At 60.0% G+C, this 16214-nt stretch carries 16 protein-coding genes and 1 riboswitch; of the genes, 4 read left to right on the forward strand and 12 right to left on the reverse strand.

Features of this window, described 5'->3' with window-relative positions:
* Nucleotides 1–13 precede the first annotated feature (13 nt).
* Both NG895_RS20565 and NG895_RS20570 read left to right on the forward strand, forming a co-directional pair.
* A complete protein-coding gene (locus NG895_RS20565; RefSeq protein ID WP_252854413.1) occupies nucleotides 14–670 on the forward strand; it encodes a DUF4956 domain-containing protein in 657 nt (218 codons plus the stop codon).
* Between the two features lie 651 nt (nucleotides 671–1321).
* Complete coding sequence (locus NG895_RS20570; RefSeq protein ID WP_252854414.1) at nucleotides 1322–1981, forward strand: nitroreductase family protein; 660 nt, start codon at nucleotides 1322–1324, stop codon at nucleotides 1979–1981.
* Between the two features lie 87 nt (nucleotides 1982–2068).
* Here the strand turns inward: NG895_RS20570 and NG895_RS20575 are convergent, their stop codons facing one another.
* Nucleotides 2069–2713, reverse strand: coding sequence for a hypothetical protein (locus tag NG895_RS20575; RefSeq protein WP_252854415.1), 645 nt, complete (start codon nucleotides 2711–2713; stop codon nucleotides 2069–2071).
* 123 nt (nucleotides 2714–2836) lie between these two features.
* A complete protein-coding gene (locus NG895_RS20580) occupies nucleotides 2837–3658 on the reverse strand; it encodes a toll/interleukin-1 receptor domain-containing protein (RefSeq protein WP_252854416.1) in 822 nt (273 codons plus the stop codon).
* Nucleotides 3659–3969: 311 nt separating this feature from the next.
* A riboswitch (cyclic di-AMP (ydaO/yuaA leader) is annotated at nucleotides 3970–4151 on the forward strand.
* 200 nt (nucleotides 4152–4351) lie between these two features.
* Here NG895_RS20580 and NG895_RS20585 point away from each other — a divergent pair.
* Complete coding sequence (locus tag NG895_RS20585) at nucleotides 4352–6532, forward strand: SPFH domain-containing protein (RefSeq protein WP_252854417.1); 2181 nt, start codon at nucleotides 4352–4354, stop codon at nucleotides 6530–6532.
* 285 nt (nucleotides 6533–6817) lie between these two features.
* On the forward strand, nucleotides 6818–6943 hold the full coding sequence (locus tag NG895_RS30355; protein ID WP_261361654.1) for a hypothetical protein: 126 nt from the start codon (nucleotides 6818–6820) through the stop codon (nucleotides 6941–6943).
* Between the two features lie 9 nt (nucleotides 6944–6952).
* Here the strand turns inward: NG895_RS30355 and NG895_RS20590 are convergent, their stop codons facing one another.
* From NG895_RS20590 to NG895_RS20635, 10 genes are all read right to left on the reverse strand, one after another.
* On the reverse strand, nucleotides 6953–8611 hold the full coding sequence (locus tag NG895_RS20590) for an ABC1 kinase family protein (protein ID WP_252854418.1): 1659 nt from the start codon (nucleotides 8609–8611) through the stop codon (nucleotides 6953–6955).
* A 222-nt stretch (nucleotides 8612–8833) separates the two neighbouring features.
* Nucleotides 8834–9331, reverse strand: coding sequence for a HEAT repeat domain-containing protein (locus NG895_RS20595; protein WP_252854419.1), 498 nt, complete (start codon nucleotides 9329–9331; stop codon nucleotides 8834–8836).
* A 72-nt stretch (nucleotides 9332–9403) separates the two neighbouring features.
* The gene (locus NG895_RS20600; RefSeq protein WP_252854505.1) at nucleotides 9404–10066 is read right to left on the reverse strand and encodes an ABC transporter ATP-binding protein; all 663 of its coding nucleotides are present in this window, start codon (nucleotides 10064–10066) and stop codon (nucleotides 9404–9406) included.
* A 5-nt stretch (nucleotides 10067–10071) separates the two neighbouring features.
* Complete coding sequence (locus NG895_RS20605) at nucleotides 10072–10497, reverse strand: acyl-CoA thioesterase (RefSeq protein WP_252854420.1); 426 nt, start codon at nucleotides 10495–10497, stop codon at nucleotides 10072–10074.
* 102 nt (nucleotides 10498–10599) lie between these two features.
* Nucleotides 10600–10875 (reverse strand): 30S ribosomal protein S18, encoded by a 276-nt coding sequence (gene rpsR, locus NG895_RS20610; protein WP_252854421.1) that lies wholly within the window; start codon nucleotides 10873–10875, stop codon nucleotides 10600–10602.
* Between the two features lie 144 nt (nucleotides 10876–11019).
* Nucleotides 11020–12306, reverse strand: a complete 1287-nt coding sequence (locus tag NG895_RS20615) for a glycosyltransferase family 4 protein (RefSeq protein WP_252854422.1) — start codon at nucleotides 12304–12306, stop codon at nucleotides 11020–11022.
* Nucleotides 12307–12401: 95 nt separating this feature from the next.
* The gene (locus NG895_RS20620; protein WP_252854423.1) at nucleotides 12402–14027 is read right to left on the reverse strand and encodes a sodium:solute symporter family protein; all 1626 of its coding nucleotides are present in this window, start codon (nucleotides 14025–14027) and stop codon (nucleotides 12402–12404) included.
* Complete coding sequence (locus NG895_RS20625; RefSeq protein ID WP_252854424.1) at nucleotides 14024–14239, reverse strand: DUF3311 domain-containing protein; 216 nt, start codon at nucleotides 14237–14239, stop codon at nucleotides 14024–14026. Before NG895_RS20625 ends, NG895_RS20620 begins: the two co-directional genes overlap by 4 nt.
* Before the next feature lie 90 nt (nucleotides 14240–14329).
* Nucleotides 14330–15589 (reverse strand): NAD(P)/FAD-dependent oxidoreductase, encoded by a 1260-nt coding sequence (locus tag NG895_RS20630; protein WP_252854425.1) that lies wholly within the window; start codon nucleotides 15587–15589, stop codon nucleotides 14330–14332.
* A 10-nt stretch (nucleotides 15590–15599) separates the two neighbouring features.
* Nucleotides 15600–16196: a hypothetical protein gene (locus tag NG895_RS20635; RefSeq protein ID WP_252854426.1), complete on the reverse strand. Its 597-nt coding sequence runs from the start codon at nucleotides 16194–16196 to the stop codon at nucleotides 15600–15602.
* Nucleotides 16197–16214: the final 18 nt, after the last annotated feature.

Below are 16214 nucleotides of genomic sequence, written 5' to 3' on the forward strand. Positions count from 1 at the left end.
AAGATTCAACTCCATGGAGCTCTTCGAAGTCCCCCTCTACGACGACGATTTCATCAAGATGATTGGTCGCTATGCGATCAATCTCTTCGTGGTCACGATTCTGGTGCGGGTGGTTTACTACAAGCGGTCTCGCAGTAAGGACTATCTGTTTACGTTCTATATGCTGAGCACGGTGGTGTTCTTCATCTGCTTTACGATGAAGAAGCTGGAGCTCGAACTCGGCATGGCGATGGGGTTGTTCGCCATCTTTGGTGTCTTGCGGTACCGTACCGACACGATGCCCATTCGCGAGATGTCGTACCTGTTCACGGTCATTGGCCTCGGCGTCATCAACTCGCTGGCCAACCTGAAAGTAAGCTGGCTCGAACTGATCACCGCTAACGCAGTGCTCACGGCGCTGCCCGCCTGGCTCGAGTCGCTTCCGCTGCTGCGGCAGGAGAGCCAGGAGGAGGTGCTGTACGAGAAGATGGAACTCGTGCATCCCGACCGATACGACGAACTGCTGGCCGACCTGGAGCAAAGGACTGGTTTGTCCATCGCCCGGATCGAGATCGGCAAGATCGACCTGGTTCGCGATTGTGTGACCATCACCATCTTCTACCATCCTCATCAGCAATCGGTGCAAGACGTCAACGGCGTGAACGTCTCCCGCCGCGGCCGCCGACTGTAGTTCCCCACCGGTAGTTTCCGTCGCCAGACGGACGATCACCCACCCGCCTCGGCTGCTTCGCGGACCGCGTAGCAGTCCCGCTATTCGTAGCCACGGTTGCCGAACGGTGGACCTCGACCCGATGGTTTTGGGCCAGTTATGGGGGATATACATCCATGGGCCCAAAACTCCGGCCGTTTTGGTCCCCCCCCGCGCGTTAAACCCCTTGTTTTCTCGGTAAAACCATTCGGTGGGTGCGACAAAACTCTCCGTGTTGTTCTCCGCATGTTGGTTGAGTAAGTGTTGTACCAAAACCCCGTTGTTGGTCGTTCACGCCGCACAGCCCCCGGTGGCGGTGCCCCAGGCTACGGTGCAGGGAGGCCTTCGGCCAAGTGAGTGCTATAAGCTTTTTGGCCAAAGGCCAACGGTCACCGTAGCCTAGAGCAACGCCCTAGGATCTAGGGTTACAGCCCCATGTGCCACCCCGCATTGTCCCATAGTGCGTGTAAGATTCCTACAACGAACTCCGTAGAACGGAAATCACTGCGTTGCTGTCACAGCCGGATTCGCAAGAATTGCGACCGACTACCACCACGTCCGAATTCTTGCGAATCCGGCTACCATCTCCTGACGGACCTACATGTCGCCACCTCATGCGGCTATCATGCCCGCATGAATCTTGAATCTCTCCAATCGACCATCGCGGCCCGGCATACTCTCAAGGTCCTCGCGGATCCGGAGCAACCTTGGGACCTACCCGCACCCGAAGTCCGCACGCAGGTGGCGGAGCTATTGGAAGCGGCCAGCTGCGCGCCATTCCACTACCCGGCCGACAAGTCGCACCGCACCGAGCCCCTCTCGTCGCCCGTGCCGTGGCGGTTTCACGCGCTCGATGGGGCACACTGCCGGCAACTGCTTGCGCGGCTCAAGGCCGAACAAATCGAGTCGGGTAACATCGCCAAGATGCTGGCGGCGGCCGACGCGGTGGTGGTGGTCACCTGGCTACCCGACCCCCAGGACCCGCCGCTGGAGATCCAGCAGTACGCGGCGACCCAGCGGAACATGGAACACATCGCCGGAGCCTCCGCCGCTACGCAGAACCTGCTGCTGCTGGCCACCGCCGCGGGTTGGAATTCCTACTGGTCGAGCGGCGGAGTGTTCCGCACCGAACAGGTCTACCAGTGGACCGGCATTGACCCGCGCGAAGTGCTGCTGGGCGCCGTGTTCCTGTTCCCTGAGGACACGCAGTCGGTGCCGACCAAGGCGGGGGCAAATCGGGACTCCAAGGGGCCGGCGGAGGCTTGGTCGCGGTGGGTGGAGGTGGAGGGGTGAGCAAGTGCTCGCTTGGTCGTCTTCGAATTGGCATTCACGCGGCACCCGATGGCAATCTTGAGGTTGTCACTCTGTCGTGCCCGAATTTCACGGTGCCCCCACCGATTCCATAAATGCTACGTTTGGCACCTCAACTAGTGCCTTCAGCGACGAAGGGTCTTCCTGAAGGTCGTAGTAGTGGTGTAGCATCCGTGCAAGCGACTTGCGCAGCAGTAGAACCATATGTTGGTCGAGCTTTGGCAAGGAAGTCTGAACCACTGCTAGCCAAGTATGAAGTGATTGATTGGGATAGGCGACCATGGGGACGGATGTGTGTATCGACCTCATTGTTTCGCTCATCAATCCTAATGTGGCCTCAACCTTCCTTCCACTTTGGTCCATCGACTCTTGCACCGTTATTGGCTCAAACTCGATATCGTGCAATTTAGTTTTTGGGGTTAGGCTGGCGTTTCCAATGTACTCCATCCATTCCATAATGCGTTTTGCCTCCAGAGGTGGTTTCTCGACCGCCGTATTGAAGATCATTTTGGCGGCCAACAGTAGAGCCAACCTCACATACTCAACCGGCTGAACATCCGGGTGAAGTTTTTTGTAGCTGACGCTGAAGCGTTGGCCATCACTGGTAGCAATTGTCGCCGAGAGTAGTGGTTGGCCTGCGGCACGTTTACTCATGTACTTCATGCCCAGGAATAGCGCTGCAGCAATTCCCAAAATCCACAAAATCCACGCCACGCTTCAGTCCCCTCATGCTAAAGTGTTGCTCCGCCAAGACTGGGTAGGCCAGAGTATGGTCGGCGCCGGTTGGGCTGCGCAAGGCAACGAGGAATTCAACGAAGAAAGTTGGGCCAAGTGCGGTTAGTCTTCTTTTGCAACTTTAATGGCAGCAGCAAGCTGTTCTGCGATTTCTTCTATACTGTAGATCGACGTGTTCAACGCTACTTTGTCCACCAACGTTGGACTAAACTTCATTACGTCGTCCTTCGTGATCTTGTGCCACAGGGGAAGGATGACTTTTTGTCCCTCCATCTCTCTGGATACTAGGCCGTTCAGCTCATACTGAGTCCAGTTTTTTGCAAAGAAATCCGAGGAGAGAACCACTAGGCCAAATCGAGAGTTGGCAAGTCCGTGGTCGATCGATTTTCGTAAGCTGTCGCCGATTGTCAGCGTGAATTCGTCATACCAAACAGCGATGCTAAGTGCTGTAAGTGCGGTAGCAAGCGGGCGAACAAGGCTTTCCTTATCTTCCGTGGCATGAGAAACAAACAAATCGAAATGTGTTTGTTCTCCTGACGTGTGCCGTTCATGTAGTGCCAGCTTGGACTTTGACATGCTTCCGAGTAATGTGCTTTGCTCACGCAACTCTCGAGTGATATCGCGATTGATGGCGCGTCTAGTAAGTTCGCGTTTGCGATTTCCATTGAGAAGTCTTTTGCCTTCCTTCTCTACCCGATACTTTGCCTTAAACAGCCTGTTTAGTCGTTGTTTCGTTCGTTTGATGTCCCGCTCTCGATCTGTCACAGATCGTGATAGACGTATGAAGCTCTTGCCTTTGGGATCGGCACGCCTGAGCTTGCACGCAGTTTCTTGGCAAAGCTGCTCCTTTTTTCTCACTTGCTCCTGTAACTTGACAATCTTGGATTCAATTCGAGCGGCATCTTCGTATGGATTGCTTTTCATCGGTGAGAACAGGCACGAGGGCAGTATTGCTTCACTTCAAGCATAAACCAATCTAGTGAGATTCTACCCGAGATTACTAGCTGCGTCATCCAGCCATTCTGATAAGCGCCTAGCTTGTGAAATCCCTTGCCCGGTATTGTAGTGCCCAGCGAGCTTCAGGCGTGTCTACTAGTTACTTTCTCTGGTGAACCGGACTCGCCCAAGGTCCATACATCCAATGGATGTCCAAAATCCCCCGCGATTTTCCCCAATATTCCCAAACCAAAATCCGCCCCACACCCACTTGTCGCCCGCCCCAGATCGCTATAATTAAACTCATGCAGCCTAATTCTGCGTCGCCAGGACGCGGATACGGGGGACCCAATTGGAAGCGGTCGATGTGGTGCGTTTACCTCATCAATGCTTCCCGGGGCGCAGATTCGCCTTGTGCGAATCGGAGCACTTTCCAGCTCTAGCCCGTCAGCTAACCTCGTCGGCCGGTCGGGCACGTGTCCCGGCCAACGGAAAGGTATCTTGGTCGCCCACCGCGGGCGACGAGGCACCATTCTCTGGCGCTTCGTATATTTTTTGTTGCTCCCATGTTCGGTGCGTCGCAATTGCGGCCGTCGGTGCGTGGACTCATGCAGTCCGCCAGCGATAAAGCTGCGCGCATGCTCCGCAACGTTTGGTGCGAGCAACGGAAGGGAACGTAAGATGTCTCTCGTTGGTGCTGTTCAAACTTCTGTGTTGCTGGCGGTTGGGGAAGGTGCGCACTGGCTCGCCTGGTTCAACCCGTGGTACCTGTCAATTCTGCCGGTGCCGCTGTTCGTGCTGTTGTTCTTGTGGCTCACCGTGCGGTACATTCCCAACGACCGCGTGGGTATCGTCGAGAAGCTGTGGTCCAGCAAAGGCTACGTGGACGAAGGCCGGATCATCGCCATGCATGGCGAAGCGGGGTATCAGGCTCGGCTCTTGCGCGGTGGTATCCACTGGGGCTACTGGCGGTGGCAGTACGCCGTGCACAAGGTGCGGCTGGTGACCGTCTCCGAGGGCAAAATCGCCTACGTCTATGCCCGCGACGGCCAGCCATTGCCATCCAGCCAAACGCTCGGCCGTGTAGTGGAGTGCAACGACTACCAGGACGCCACCGCGTTCCTGACGGGTGAAATCCGTGGCCAGCGCGGTCGGCAGCGGGCCATCCTCCGCGAAGGGGTGTACGCCATTAACCTGGCGGTGTTCACGGTGATTACCGAGTCGAAGGTGCAAACACTCGACCATCTGCTCGACCGCAACGAAATGGCCGCCATCCACGGGTGGCGGGACGCCCTGGCCGACGTAAATGGCTTCCGCCCGGTGGTGATTGGCCGCGGTGTGCAGTTCGTCGTCGAAGGAGAGGAGGGCGAGTGCCAAGAAGTCGACAGCATCGGCATCGTCACCGTGCACGATGGTCCGTCGCTGCCGCCTGGGGAGATTATCGCCCCTGCGGTCGGCACCACGGCTACCGACTCGCACTACCACAACAACTACCAGGACCCCGAGGCGTTCCTGGCAGCGGGTGGACGTCGCGGCCGGCAGTACGTGCCGCTCACGGATGGCACGTACTTCATCAATCGCTGGTTTGCATCGGTGGAATTGATCGCGAAGACCGTCGTGCCGATTGGCTCGGTGGGTGTGGTGGTCAGCTACTACGGCCGCGAGGGACAAGACGTAACCGGCGCCGGCTTCCGGCATGGCGAGCGCGTCGGCGAAGGCGAACGTGGCGTCCGCGAGCGTCCGCTGGGGCCCGGAAAGTACGCGTTCAACACGTCGGCGGGTAGCATCGTACTGGTGCCGACCACCAACTTTGTGCTGCACTGGATTACCGGCAAGACTGAGACGCATCGCTACGACGAAAGTCTGAAGTCGATCGACCTGGTGACCAAAGACGCCTACGAGCCGCTGCTGCCGCTGTCGGTGGTGGTGCACATCGACTACCAGCGAGCGCCGGGCGTGATCCAGCGGTTTGGCGACGTGAAGAAGCTGATCACTCAGACGCTCGATCCGATGCTCAGCGCATTCTTCCGCGACATCGCCCACACCAAGACGATGCTCGAACTGCTGCACGATCGGCAGTCGATCCAGGAAGAAGCACGCTTGAAGCTGCGTGACAAGTTCCACGAGTTCGACATCGAGTGCGTCGACGTACTGATTGGCAAGCCCGACCCACGTGAAGGGGATGACAAGATCGAGACGCTGCTGGAGCAACTGCGCTTGCGGCAGCTGTCGGTCGAGCAGATCGACACCTTCGCCCAGCAGCGCGTGGCGGCCGAGAAGCGTCGGGTGCTGTACGAGGCCGAGGCTTTGGCCGACATGCAGACCGAGATCACCAATTCCCGCTCGCGGGTGCAGGTGGCCGAGAGCCAGGGCGATGCCGACCTGGCCCTGGCGCGGAAGAAGGCCGAGCAGACGCTGGTGGTGGCCGACGCCGATCTGGCCCGCTCGCGCCGCGAGGCGGAGCAAACCGTGGTGGTGGCCGAGGCGCACTCGAAACGCGACCAGCTCGCCGGCCAGGGGCGTGCTCAACGAGTCGCCCAGGTGGGTTTGGCGGAGGCCTCGGTGCTGCTGAAGCGGATTGGCTCATTCGGCGATCCCCGCCTGTACGCCCTGACGCAGGCCGCCGAGCACCTGTCGCACAGCGCCCAGCCGCTGGTGCCCGATCGACTGTTTGTGACCGGCGGAGGAGCTGAACCGGCCACCGGAGGCAACCCGGCTGGCGGTTTGTTGGGCACGCTCGTTGAGCTGTTGGTGGCCGAGCGATCGGGATTCGAACTGAGCGGCAACGCCAGTGACTTGAAGGACTTGGAGTCGTACGCAGAGAAGCTGGTAAGTGAGATTCCAGCCGAGTCGAAGGCGTAGCGAATGGCCTATGGGGAGGCACCCTGCACCAGGGTGCCTCCCGCGGGTTTAACTTTTCTGGTGGGTACTTCACTCGGTTGTCCGATGGCCGACAAGACGCACTGCTCTCCCTCTCGGCAAGGTTTGCCTAAACCCCAGTGCTAGCAGCGGCGTTTGCGGGAAACGGGCCGGCAGCCGCCGGCATCAACGGCCGATTTACTAGGCTGTCCCCCGCGTCGCGCGGCAGCTTGACGGTCTGCAAGGCCGCGCGACGCTCCCCCCGCCTGCCTCACCTGCGATACCGTTATGGCCGACGTCACGGAAATGTTTGACGATCTAGATCGTCGGCACACGCAGCTCCTCTCCGAGCTCGATGAGCTCAACCAGCGCATCGAAGCGGCTATTGCGGAGCATGGTTCGCAGCAGGTCTAACGCCCAGGCTCATTGCCGGCGGTCGAGGTGTCCCGACTTGTTGATGGCCCGCAGCAGACGGATGCCGAGCATGGCGCTGAGCGTCATGCCGAGCGTACCCGGGATGGAGATGCCGTGGATGGGCCAGACGTCGCGACTCAGAAGTAACGAGGAGCCGAGAAACAAAGCGCTGGTCATCATGCCCAGCACCAAGCGATTGACCGACGGTTCGAGTCCGCGATGGTCGAGGTGAACATCGAACTTGCCTCGTTGAACCTGTTCGAGAATCTCACGCAACCGCCGCGGCGCCACTTCGGCAAGTTGTTCCAGCTCGCCCAGCATGCTACGGAGCTTGCGGGCCTGGCGTTTGGGAGAGATTCGACGGCGGAATATCTTGCCGCGGTAGGGCTCGACCAGTTCCATCAGCGAGAAATTGGGCTGCATCATCCGCGCCATGCCTTCGAGCATCAGTAGCGTTTTGATGAGCAACGCGACCGAGCTGGGGAGCATGATCTCGTAGCGGCGGACGATTTCGATGAATTCGGTGAACGCCCCGGAAAGATCGAATTGGTTCAGGGACTGGTAGGCGTATTGGTCTACAAACGCCGTCAGATCGGTCGCCAGGGCGACGTCGTCCAGGCCTGGAGGTGTCGCACCTATACGCATCACCACGTTGGTCAGTCGCTGCGAGTCTCGCATCGACAAGGCCACAAGCAGGTCCTCCACTTGCTCGCGAAGCGGATCGCCAAGTCGGCCGACCATGCCAAAGTCGAGCAGGCCAATTGCTCCATCGGGCATCAACACCAGATTGCCCGGATGGGGGTCGGCGTGATAGAAGCCGTGCTCGAAGATCATCTTCAGGTAGATCTGCGCGCCGCGATGGGCGTACTCGGGCAGTTTGTCATGGGCGGCCGGTTCCTCCACCAGGTTCGAGAGTTTCTCTCCGGCAAGCCATTCCATGGTCAGCACGCGTTTGCTCGATAGGTCGTAGTAGACCTTGGGAATCCGCACCCGCGAGTCGCCCTCGAACATGCGAGTGAATTGTTGCTGGCTGCGGGCCTCGCGGCAGAAGTCAAGTTCGGCCCGCATCATCCGCCGCAACTCGGTCATGGTTGCGCCGAGGCGATAGGGTTGCAGTTCGGGCATTCTCTCGGCGAACTGGGCCAGTCCCGAGAGGATCTCGAGATCGACGTGCACCTGCCGCTCGATGCCCGTGTGTTGCACCTTCACGGCTACCGGCGTTCCGTCGGCCAGCGTTGCGCGGTGTACCTGGCCAATCGAGGCCGAGGCGACGGGCTCATGGTTGAATGTAGCAAAGCAGTCGGCCAGCGGCCGCCCCAACTCCGCTTCTACCACCTTGATCACATCGTCGGCCGAGTCGGCGGGCGTGTTCTGCTGCAGGTTGCTCAGCTCGTCGGCCAGGCTGAAGCCGACCTGATCGGGGCGGGTGCTAAGCACCTGACCAAGCTTGATGAACGTGGGGCCGAGCTCTTCGATCGCCAGTCGTACCCGCTCTTCATGCCGGGCGTCGACGAGTGTCTTGCCCTGGCGATTGCGAAGCAGGCTGGAGCCGAATGTCAGGCCCCAGCGACTCGCCCACCCCGCCAAACCGTACTTGCTGAGCACCGACAAGATTTCGCGCCACCGATTGATGTTGCGAGGGATCTGCGGAATGGTGGTGATCTTCATCGCAGTCGGGGGGCGCAGAAGGAGGGCAGGGCGATTCCTCCATTCTAGTTGGCCGGCTCCGCTGGACAAACTCACGCGGCAGAGACGCGGGGCGTAGGGATTGTGGCGGATTTACCGTCTGCAGAGATCTGAAAAGCGTGGCAACGGCATCCGCAGCGAACTGTCGACGTTCGTCGCCGGCAGCAGGACTCTAACACCTAAAGACGCGTATGCCCGGCCTGCTCACTCGCTATTCTCAATGGCGTCCAGGGCCTTGGTTGCGGCACGAGCCACGCTGTCGGGCTCGGCGTCCTGACAGCTTTCGAGTTGTGGCACGGCAACCACGGCCGCCGGACCGATGCGGCCCAGGGCCCAGGCCGCCCGCTCGCGGACCTGTGACTCTGCGTCGCTGGCGACGATGTCGCCCAGCAGCATCGAGTGCTCGGCACATGTTACGCCCGCCCGGCCCATGAGGGTAACGGCCCAGTAGGCGACGTCGGCATTGTCGCTGGTGGCAAGTTCCGAGAGGGGTTCGAGGTGGCTGGGGGCGGGTTCGCCGAGTTCCTCGAGCGTCGCCACGCAGTACTCGGACACTTGCCGATCGGCGTCGCCCACGCCACGAACCAGTTCGACGGCCACATCGGCAGCCACGTCGGCGTTCTGGCTCAAGAGTTCCGCTGCCCGTCGCCGCTCGGCAACGTCGTCGGAGGAGAGCATGTTACCGAGATCGGAAATGTGCATCGCGGGAGCAAGGGGTTGAGGGGGGAGGGGCGAGCAGGACGTTCGGAAAACTCACTCCTGCAACTTCGCCTCCTAAAGTAACTGACCGTCTTCAATTCGCTTCTGCTGTTGCATGGCGTCGGCCAGTGATTGGCTGTGGGTGACCACCACCAAGATTGAATTATGCTCCCGTTGCAGTTCGACTAGCAAGCGGGAGATGGCATCGGCGGTGGTCGAGTCGAGATTGCCGGTCGGCTCATCCGCTAGCAGCAGAGCCGGCGACCGGATCAGGGCACGGGCAATCGCCACTCGTTGACGTTCGCCACCCGATAGTTCGGCAGGGCGGTGTGTCACGCGGTCAGCCAAGCCGACGCGGCTTAGCAGAGTTTCGGCCCGCTGGACGTCGTCGGCAGCGGGTTTACCGTCGGCCAGGAGCGGCACCAGCACGTTTTCGAGCACCGATAGCTGCGGCAGCAGGTGGTGGTCCTGGAACACAAATCCCACGCGGTCGCGGCGGAACTCGGCCAGTTTGCCGTCGTCCAGCTGAAAGGGATTGACTGTCCCTAATTGCACCTTGCCTGACGTGGGGCGATCGAGTGCCCCGAGAATGGCCAGTAGCGTACTCTTGCCCGATCCGCTGGGCCCGACGATGGCCAGGCTCTGCCCGCGGTCGAGCGTGAGCGATACACCGCGAAGCACCTCCAGCGGTTCAGCCGGAGTGGGGTACTCCTTGGTCACATTGTCGACTTCGAGCATCTCCATCAGGCTTCGACCAGGTAAGGCTTGAGCAGCTGAATCACGTCCGGTGGCAGCGGGATCGATTCAGGTGGCCGGTCATGATAAATGTTGCAGCAGACGCAAGTCACTTCGCCATGGGCCACGGGCTTGCCGCCCTTGGAAAAGTCGATCTGGTACGTGATGCTGGTGCGACCGATGTGAGAGATGGTAAGCTCCGCGTCCATCACGTCTTCGCACATGGCGGGCGATTTGAAATCGCACTTCGCTGCTACGCGAGGGAAGCTGATGGGCTGACCATCGATCTTGGTGTAGATGCTCAGTCCCAGGCTGCGGATAAACTCATGCTCCACCGATTCCATGTAGTGGAAAAACGAGGCGAAGTGCATGATGCCGGCCATGTCGGTATCGCAGAATTCGACCATTCGCTGCGTGGTGAACGTCTTAGACATCGTGGCAAGCTGGCTAGAGGGCTTCGTAAAAGACGATAGCCCTCGACCGGCGGCCAAGGGCTAACGTGGTTTGGTTCGGTTTGTCGGCAGCTTCAGCCGCTCTCAGTCGCCGACGTACGGCATGAGGGCCATGAAGCGTGCTCGCTTGATGGCGCGAGACACCGCGTGCTGGCTGGCAGCGTTGCAGCCCGTCTTGCGACGGCTGACGATGCGGCCATGGCGGTTGGTGAGCTTGGCCAAGAGCTCCAGGTCCTTGTAGTCGACATACATCGGCCGTGGCTTTACGCCATCGACGTAGATGGGATCCTTCTTGGCTGCCTTTTTAGCGGAGCTGCGTCGCTTGGACGGACGACCTGGTCTGCGGTTGGGTGGGGGCAAGGTGGTAACCTCGACTGTATAAAGATTGATTTGGGATTGGGTTGAGCCCCACATTTTACCGCAAAACGTATAGCTTGCAACCCGTGCCTGGCAGGCAATTTACAGCAATTTGTCGGGGCGTATGTCGGCCTTGCCACGCCCCGCCTACGGAGCCGCCAGCGAGCGGTACAGGTCCATGTGGGCCTGGGCCATATGAACGGCCTGGTAACGCTGCTCGACGGCCCTGCGGCCCGCCTGGCCCAGCTCGGCTCGCATTTCGGCATCCAGGAGCAAATTGGCCAATTGGCCCGCCAAATCGTGCGTATCGTGCGGCACATGCAGTACGCCGGCGGAGGTATCGGCCACCATTTCGGGAAAACTGCCATGATCGGGCAGCAGCACTGGCAGCCCGTTGGCCCAGGCTTCGAGCACTGGCAGGCCTTTGCTCTCGGCATACACCGTTGGCAGGGCGAAGACCGAGAGCGATTGCAGGAACGCGATCTTGCCCGCCCGATCGAGTTCGCCCAGGTATTCGAACCGCCCGGCCAGCGGCCCTGTGGCCACCCGCTGCTCGATTTCCCTCAGGTAGGGTTCGTCCGACTTGCCCAGGTAGCCGGCGGCCTGCAGACGGAAGTCGATCTCTGGTGCGGTTTCCCTGAGGTGCTCACACGCTTCGACTAGCAGATGGAGTCCCTTGTCGTGGCAAATGCGGGCCAGACATCCGACGATCAGTTGGGGCGGCGGCTTACTGGCAGGTGCGTGGCCATCGAGGTCGAGTCCGTGGGAAATCACGTGGACTCGTTCTGGCTCCACGGCCAGATAGTCGCTCATAAAGTGGGCGTAGTACTCGTTGAGCGATACGAAGGCCTGGCAATCGGTGGCCCGCTCGCGGAGTAGTGCTCTGGCCTGTTCGTAGTAGGGAGGGGTCAGCTTCTCCAGGAAGATGTCCTCGCCCGATAGCGAGCAGACCACCGGCGGCCCGCACCGCTGGCTGATGAGTCCCGCAAACCCCAGCAACATGGAGTTGGAAAGATGCACCACGTCGGGCTTGATGTCCTGCAGTAGCCAATCGACCAGCCTGTCGAGTTCTTTGCGCTGATGTCCCTTCTCGCCGGAGAGCATCGAGACGGTCATGTCGCCCAGCTTCGACGGATCGACACTCGGCCCGCCGCGGGTGGCAAGGTTAAGCATCCACCGCTGGTCGAACAACCAATCAATCCATCGCGGCGTGCGGCGAAACAGCGGGAATTTCTGCTGCAGGTAGACGTTGATTCCACCATAGAACACTTGCTGGTGACTGACGTCGACCTCGTCGGTACGGATGGGCGTATAGGTGGGCACCAGCACGACGTCTTCGCCCTGGTCCATGAGCGCACGAGCCAGCGTATTGTCGTGCAGGCAACTGCCGCAATACATTCCAGCGGCCCCGGCGGCGATGTAGGCGATGCGCATGTTGGCTGTGGGCGGTAAGCTTCAGGCTCCAGGCCATTGAGTTGTCACTCCAGCTGTTTCTGGCTGACAGCCAAAAGCAAGCAGCCTTTAGCCCTCTAAGCGAAGAACTTCTTCAGCGTCTCCTCCGAGGGCTTTCGGGTGACCAGCGAGACCACGACCAGGGCAACGGTGGAGGCCAGGATCATGAAGGTCACCGGCATGACCTCGTAACCCGACGGCGCGAAGGGTAACTGCACACCGTAAGTTTCGTCTGCGGCGTAGCCCGAGGCGCGGAACAGATAGAACCAGGTGCCGATCGCGGTGAGCACGCAGGCGTACGCACCGGCCTTGGTCAGCCCCCGCCAGTACACGGCGGCCAATACCAAGGGGAACAAACTGCTGAACCCGCTGAAACTCCAGACTCCGAGCGTGAAGACTTGCCGAGGTTCGAACAGGCTGAAGAAATAGGTGAGCGAGACGATCGCTACGATGAACAGCCGAGCGGACCAGATGACCTGCTTGTCGGTGAACCGCTGGCGTCCGCCGTAGTGCACCAGCATGTCTTCGGTAAACATGGTGCCCAGACACAGGAACTGACTGTCGAGGCTCGACATGATGGCCGCCAGAATGCCCGCGGTGAGCAGGCCGGCGAGTGCGGGGATCCTGAGCTGATTTACCATGAACGGCAGCACCGCGTTGGGATTCGCCGCCACGGGACCTGGGACGTCGACCAGGCTGCCAGCGGCCCAAGCGCCAAGCAGCACGCAGGGCACCCACACAATCATGATGAAAACGGGGTGCAGTACGACCGGTACCTTAAAGCTGTTCGCGCTCTTGGCGGTCAGCCAATGCTGAAACAAATGGGGAAACATGCCGACTGAAAGTGGTACAAACAGGTAGGTGGTGAACTTCAGTTTGGAAATATCCACCCGAGTGGCTTTGTTCTCCGGGATGCTCTCGCCCAGAGCTTGCAGGTTGGCAAGAAATCCATCCTGCCCGCCAAGCTTGTTGGCCAGTACATAGAACGTGAGAATGCCAAGCACCATGAAAATGCAGGTCTGCAGCGCGTTGGCCCAGGCAGTGCCACGCATGCCACCAAAGAACACGTAGGTCAGCACGACGCCGCAAATGGCGAGCGACGCAAGTTGCTTGGGTACGCCCCCAGCCGAACCGGCGGCGAAAGTTTGTTCGCCGGACTGGCTCTCGCCGAGTTCCAGGAAGTCGGGGAATGTGCCTCGCGCGAAGGTGACCGTCTCGTCCACGACCTGGCCCTTGTCGATGCGTCCGGCGGTTACCTTGTTGATCACCGTGCCCGAGGCCATGACGCCAATCAGCAGGTACGGAATCACCAACGCCACCAGCACCGGGAAGAGCACCAGGCCGATGGAGTTGCTCTCCAGGCGATCGCGGAAGAACTGGATCTGCGTGCGGTAATGGTACTTGCGACCAAACTGCCACAGCTTCACGCCGAGGACGAAGAAACAGAGCGAGTGAATGATGCCACTACTGGAAGCAAGCATGCCGTAGACACCAATGCCGCGGGCAAAGGCTTCGCCCGTCGAACCCACCAGGGCGAAGGCGGTCATCGTGGTGCCGAACAACGACATCAATAACAGGAACGGGCCGATGGAGTGGCTCGCCAGCATGTAGTCGCTGGATGTTCCTCGGAACATGCGACTGGCAAACAGACCGAGCGAAAGGACGATACAAAGGTAGATCGCGATGATCACAAGCTGCGTCATTGCTGCGGACCTCCCTCGGTTCCTTCAAGCTCCGCAGGCCAGCTGTAGATGGTGGCCAGGTACCAGGTGATAGCCGCTGCCAGCGAAATGCACGCCTGATAGAACAAGCCGATCGGCATGAAGCCGAAAACCAGGTAGCCGTCGTCCCACCACCAGAAGTCCTGGTGCAGAATCAGCAGCGCAACGATCGTTATCCAAACCGCTTGCTTCATGTGGTAGTCACACTCCCGAATCGAGTTGCGGACGCAGGGGGCTGGCGAGCGCGCCAGTAGCGTGCGAGTGTACCACACCCGACAGCCGCGCTAAACAGCGTCGCCCGAATTCGATTCGGCGATCTGCTGCTGCAGCCAGGGATCGAGGTCGTCGAACATCGTCGCGACGCCTGGCTTGAAGATACGACCAATCAACAGATCGGTCAGATTCCCGTGATGATGTGGGTGCTCCGAAACGAACTTGCCCACGCGGAACTCGCCCGAATAGAAGGCGTGTACGAGCTTCCGTACCGAATTGGTGGCCGCTTTGAACTCAGGCTCCCATTTGCCCAGTTGTGCGGCGGACGTATCTCCCTGCTGCAAACCTTCGCTCACGGCGTCGGCGGCCAGGCAGGCAGACTGCAGGGCGAAATACACGCCGGAAGAATAGACCGGGTCGATAAAGCCCCATGCGTCGCCCACCAGCACCCAACCATCGCCGGCCGATTGTTCGGTCATGTAAGAGAATTCCTTGGCGACGCGCAAGTCGTCCATCGCCTCGGCGTCGGCAACTCGCTCAAGCACGCCACTGCACTTGGCAAGTTCTTCCTGGAAAGTCTGTTCGGGTTTGCCGCGACCCTTGAGCAGGTAATCGTTGTCGGCCACGCAGCCAACGCTCACCAGGTCGTCCGACTGCGGGATATACCAGAACCAGGCCTTTTTGTCGCTGGTGTGCAGAATGATGGTTTTTACACCACCGCCCGACTCGTCTCGTTGGGCACCGCGGTAATGTCGCCAGACGGCGGCCTTTTTCAGTTCGGGGTTTACGCGGCGAATTCCCAGCTTGCCAGCCAGCAAGGTTTGCTGCCCCGAGGCGTCGATAACCACCTTGGTGGAAACGCGGTGTTCGGTGCCACCCTCATGCGCCAAGTGTACGCCGGTCGCGCGGCCATCTTCCATCACGATGTCGACCGCCCGCACCTCGTCGCGGGTATGGGCGCCCTTGGTCGCGGCGTTGTCGAACAGCATCTTGTCGAACTCCGCCCGGTCGACGTGCCAAGTCTCGCTGCAGGGGCGGGGATCGTGCGAGCGAAAGAAGAAGGGTTGCGACTCGCGGCCTGTATTGTTGACGAACTGCACCCCCACTTTGCGTGAAAATCGCGAAGCGGTGAGTTGTTCGAGGACTCCCAGACGTTCGAACACCCAGTAGCTTTCGGGCATCAGCGATTCGCCCACGTGCTCGCGGGGCATCTTTTCGCGTTCTACCAACAGCACCGAGTGTCCCGCCTCGGCCACCAGGGCTGCAGCAGTTGAGCCAGCAGGACCACCGCCAATGACAACGCAGTCGTAACTTGGATTTATGTCTTGCATCTCGGATGTATCAAGGCGATTCGGCTGGCGGGACCGTGGGCTGGTCGGTAACGATCTCCAGCAAATCGACGGCCCGTGCACCCGACAGGTGGATGGCGGCCGAGCGACCGTAGACCACCCGTCCGGCCGGCACACCAAGGTTCCTGGCGAGTTCTTCGCCCGCGACGATGTGCCACAAAGCCAGCAATTCCACGTCCCGCAGCAAGTTGTTTTTAATCAGTACCCGGCCCAGCGGACCGCTGGCCGTTTCGATCGCCTGACGTACGCGGGGAGGCAGGTCCGTCAGGTCGATGCTCATAATGCCATATTGTACGACCGCACCATCAGAATGACGAGCAAGAAGGCTCTGACGGGCGTAGACAGCCCCGTCCAGTCGCTCCTGGACCACCCTCACGGCCACCAACGATTCCCAGTACGCCTCCAGCGTGACGGTCATGTGGTTGTGGTGCGCCAGCAGCGAGGCGTACGATTCTGGCAGGTCGTCTTCGCCCACGGGAGTAAACTTGCCAAGCTGGGCAAGATCGGTGGAAAAAATCGCCGCCCGCGCGGTGAGCTCCGCGGTGCGAGACTGGCTAATCTCGTGGGTGATACCAGTCGACTCCGCCATCGGTAGGTGCCTCGCTCG

Source organism: Aeoliella straminimaris, assembly GCF_024054565.1.
Lineage (GTDB): Bacteria > Planctomycetota > Planctomycetia > Pirellulales > Lacipirellulaceae > Aeoliella > Aeoliella straminimaris.

Bases quoted from the DNA above. Each gene is read 5' to 3' on its own strand.
- NG895_RS20565 (WP_252854413.1), top strand. From the start codon at position 14: ATGGAGCTCTTCGAAGTCCCCCTCTACGACGACGATTTCATCAAGATG.
- NG895_RS20570 (WP_252854414.1), top strand. From the start codon at position 1,322: ATGAATCTTGAATCTCTCCAATCGACCATCGCGGCCCGGCATACTCTC.
- NG895_RS20580 (WP_252854416.1), bottom strand. From the start codon at position 3,658: ATGAAAAGCAATCCATACGAAGATGCCGCTCGAATTGAATCCAAGATT.
- NG895_RS20585 (WP_252854417.1), top strand. From the start codon at position 4,352: ATGTCTCTCGTTGGTGCTGTTCAAACTTCTGTGTTGCTGGCGGTTGGG.
- NG895_RS30355 (WP_261361654.1), top strand. From the start codon at position 6,818: ATGGCCGACGTCACGGAAATGTTTGACGATCTAGATCGTCGGCACACG.
- NG895_RS20590 (WP_252854418.1), bottom strand. From the start codon at position 8,611: ATGAAGATCACCACCATTCCGCAGATCCCTCGCAACATCAATCGGTGG.
- NG895_RS20595 (WP_252854419.1), bottom strand. From the start codon at position 9,331: ATGCACATTTCCGATCTCGGTAACATGCTCTCCTCCGACGACGTTGCC.
- NG895_RS20600 (WP_252854505.1), bottom strand. From the start codon at position 10,066: ATGCTCGAAGTCGACAATGTGACCAAGGAGTACCCCACTCCGGCTGAA.
- NG895_RS20605 (WP_252854420.1), bottom strand. From the start codon at position 10,497: ATGTCTAAGACGTTCACCACGCAGCGAATGGTCGAATTCTGCGATACC.
- NG895_RS20615 (WP_252854422.1), bottom strand. From the start codon at position 12,306: ATGCGCATCGCCTACATCGCCGCCGGGGCCGCTGGAATGTATTGCGGC.
- NG895_RS20620 (WP_252854423.1), bottom strand. From the start codon at position 14,027: ATGACGCAGCTTGTGATCATCGCGATCTACCTTTGTATCGTCCTTTCG.
- NG895_RS20625 (WP_252854424.1), bottom strand. From the start codon at position 14,239: ATGAAGCAAGCGGTTTGGATAACGATCGTTGCGCTGCTGATTCTGCAC.
- NG895_RS20630 (WP_252854425.1), bottom strand. From the start codon at position 15,589: ATGCAAGACATAAATCCAAGTTACGACTGCGTTGTCATTGGCGGTGGT.
- NG895_RS20635 (WP_252854426.1), bottom strand. From the start codon at position 16,196: ATGGCGGAGTCGACTGGTATCACCCACGAGATTAGCCAGTCTCGCACC.